Genomic DNA, 2,769 nt, shown 5'->3' with positions numbered 1-2,769 from the left:
AGACGAAGTCGAAGCCACAAAGCGATTAGCATTGATAGTTCCTGTTTTAGTAATGATTACCCCATTAGGATTAATTAAAAAGACATTTTTACCATTTGCATTTAAAAAACCTTCTATCATAGATTTACTAGTACCATGAGCAATGTTTAGGTAGTTTTTACTATTACCTCCAAAGTTTACACTTTCGCCTTTGCCTATATTAAAGCCACCACCCCATTGTATGACTGAGCTTGGTCCATTACCTATAATATTCATATTATTACCATTAGTATTTATAGTCCCACTAGTCCCATGAGTAAATTTACCTCCACTAGGTAAAGCCATTAGTGGAGAAAATAACATTGATACAGTTACGCCTGAGAGTATGATGTGATTTGCTAACTTTTTCATAATTAATCCTTTTTGAGTATTGCTTTAATTTAAATTCACTACTATGCTTTTTGCATCTTTACTTACACTTAAAGTGTATTTAGCTTTTTGAACTTTTGCTTTGATATTTTTATGTAAGCTTTGATTGTTTTTAGTGATAGTTTCTAATAAGCTTTGTAAGTCTTTTTGATTTAAGTGTTTATTATTTGCATCTACAAAGCCTTTTTCACTTTGCATTAAAATAAAGCTTTTATTTTTTACATTATTGTTGGTATATACATTAATAGAACTATCTTTAGAAAGATTAATCACTTCTTTAGCATTTAAATAAGCTTTAGTATCATCTTTTAAGATAAAGCTATAATGATCAAAGTTATTAATAGTATTTGCTTTTATATTTGTATTTAATATTAAATGATTATTAGTACCATTTTTATGTGTTAGAACTTTTGATACAAAGTTATTATCTTTTTTAGTTTGTAAAAAGCTTCCTGCTAATACTTCTATATTGGTATTGTTAAAAATATTAGTATTACCACTTAAGTATAAAGTATTATTATAGCTTTTATCATTTTCACTATATATTCCAGAAGCGCTTATAAATATAGCTTTGTTGTTTTTATACTCATCTATATTTAAATTATTTATATGAGTATAATTATCATGAGTATTCTTAGCTATACCTGCACTAATTATTATTTCCCCTTCTCTTTTATCAGAAGCTGTACCTAGGGCTAGATTATCAAAGATAAAAGTATTATTAGCGCTTTCATTTTTTGCATTAATAATATATACATTAGAACTAGCTGCACTTGAATAATCTTTAATATTTAAAGTATTATCATTAGCATTTTCATTAGCTCTTAAAATGATTTTAGAACCTTTATCTATATTAGAAGCATTCGATAAAGATTGCACCATATTATATTTTATAGTGTTTTTTTCTAAATTATCAGCTTCTATAATAGCAGTGAGATTTCTACCTGATTTTACATTATCTAAAACTATACTATTAGCATTAGCACTACTTGCATAATATTTACCATCTTCAGACATAACTGCATATAAAAACATAGGAATATCAGAATTAGAATTACTGATATTAATACTATTATTATTTGCTTTAGAACTTAGAGTTTGTGCAGCAATAATATTAATCTTATCATATCTTTTTTTATCTGTTACTCCTTGAGTAATACTTCCTTCTATATTTATACTATTTCTATTAGCTCCTTTAGTAGCTACCCCACCATAAAGATTGATTTCATCTTTACCGGTAAAATTAAAATTGATTTCAAATGGCTTTTTCAAATTCATATAAATAACATTATCATTAGCCATACCATTATTAGTTATACCTGCATAAAAGTCTAAGAGTGCTTTTACTTCTATATTGGTATTTAATGCTAATAAGGTTTGTAAATCCTTAATAATAATAACATTTCTATATGCATTACCTTCTATAATCCTACCCCCATAAACTGCTCCTACTAAAATAGCATTGTATGCTAATGGAGTATTTTTAGTATCCACTCTTAAATCTAGTTTCAAATCATTAATAATTACACTATTATTGCTTACTTCATAGCTTTGATTGTTATTTACATCTACAAAAGCTCCACCTAAGTGAGTAGCAGCTGATGTTGAATAAGCTCCACTTGGACCATGGACTAATAAAGAAGCTCCATCTATAATAACCTTGTTATTTTTAGCATTGCCATTATAAGTATAAGCTCCTACCACATGAGTCATTCTCTCATCAAAAATATTATCCCCTAAAGTGCTTTGTTTATAAGGAGTAGTATGAAAGTCTATCTTAGAGCCGCTATTTAAAATAACAGTATTGTTATTAGTATTAGCATCAACCCCAAAAGCACCTAAGATATAAGGAGCACCATTTAAAGGTAAGGTATAGGTGTTTTCAACACCCATATTTACATAGGCATCTTTTAAGAAATTTAAAGTATTATTACTTGCTTCACCTTTTCTTGCTATGGCTGGAGTGATTAAAAAATTATATTTATTATCTAAGCCACTAGCTTTAGGATTAATTACTTCTTTATCAGTAGGTTTTAAATAATATACTGAAGATAATTCCCCTGCTTTTAATACTAAGGTATTATTATTTGCTTTTGCATTAAAGGTATAGGCTGAAACTAAAAAAGGTATATAGCTGATTTGATTTAGGGTAGTATTAGCTGAGTTAGAACTATGAAAGCCATTAACTACAAAAATATCTTCTTTAATACTTGGAGTGAGTATATGCTGTCTAAAGGCTAATTTATTTAAATTCAAATGAGCCTTATCTTTAGGATTATCATAGATTAAAGTAATATTTGAAAGGTTTTTATTGCTAGCCATTTGACCATAGAAGTTTTTACCACTTAAGAGTTTATATGT

General features: G+C 27.6%; 2 protein-coding genes. Both read right to left on the bottom strand.

Going from position 1 to position 2,769, the window contains the following annotated elements:
• A partial coding sequence (locus L8U37_RS08065; protein ID WP_263728977.1) for a filamentous hemagglutinin N-terminal domain-containing protein occupies positions 1–390 on the bottom strand: 390 nt, incomplete at its 3' end.
• A 24-nt stretch (positions 391–414) separates the two neighbouring features.
• Positions 415–2,769, bottom strand: a 2,355-nt coding sequence (locus L8U37_RS08060; protein WP_263728976.1) for a hypothetical protein, incomplete at its 5' end; no start/stop codon positions are given.

The sequence above is a fragment of the Campylobacter sp. RKI_CA19_01122 genome (genome assembly GCF_025771325.1).
Lineage (GTDB): Bacteria > Campylobacterota > Campylobacteria > Campylobacterales > Campylobacteraceae > Campylobacter_D > Campylobacter_D lari_D.
Note: the sequence above shows the minus strand (reverse complement) of the source record. Positions and strands in the feature narration are given on the sequence as shown.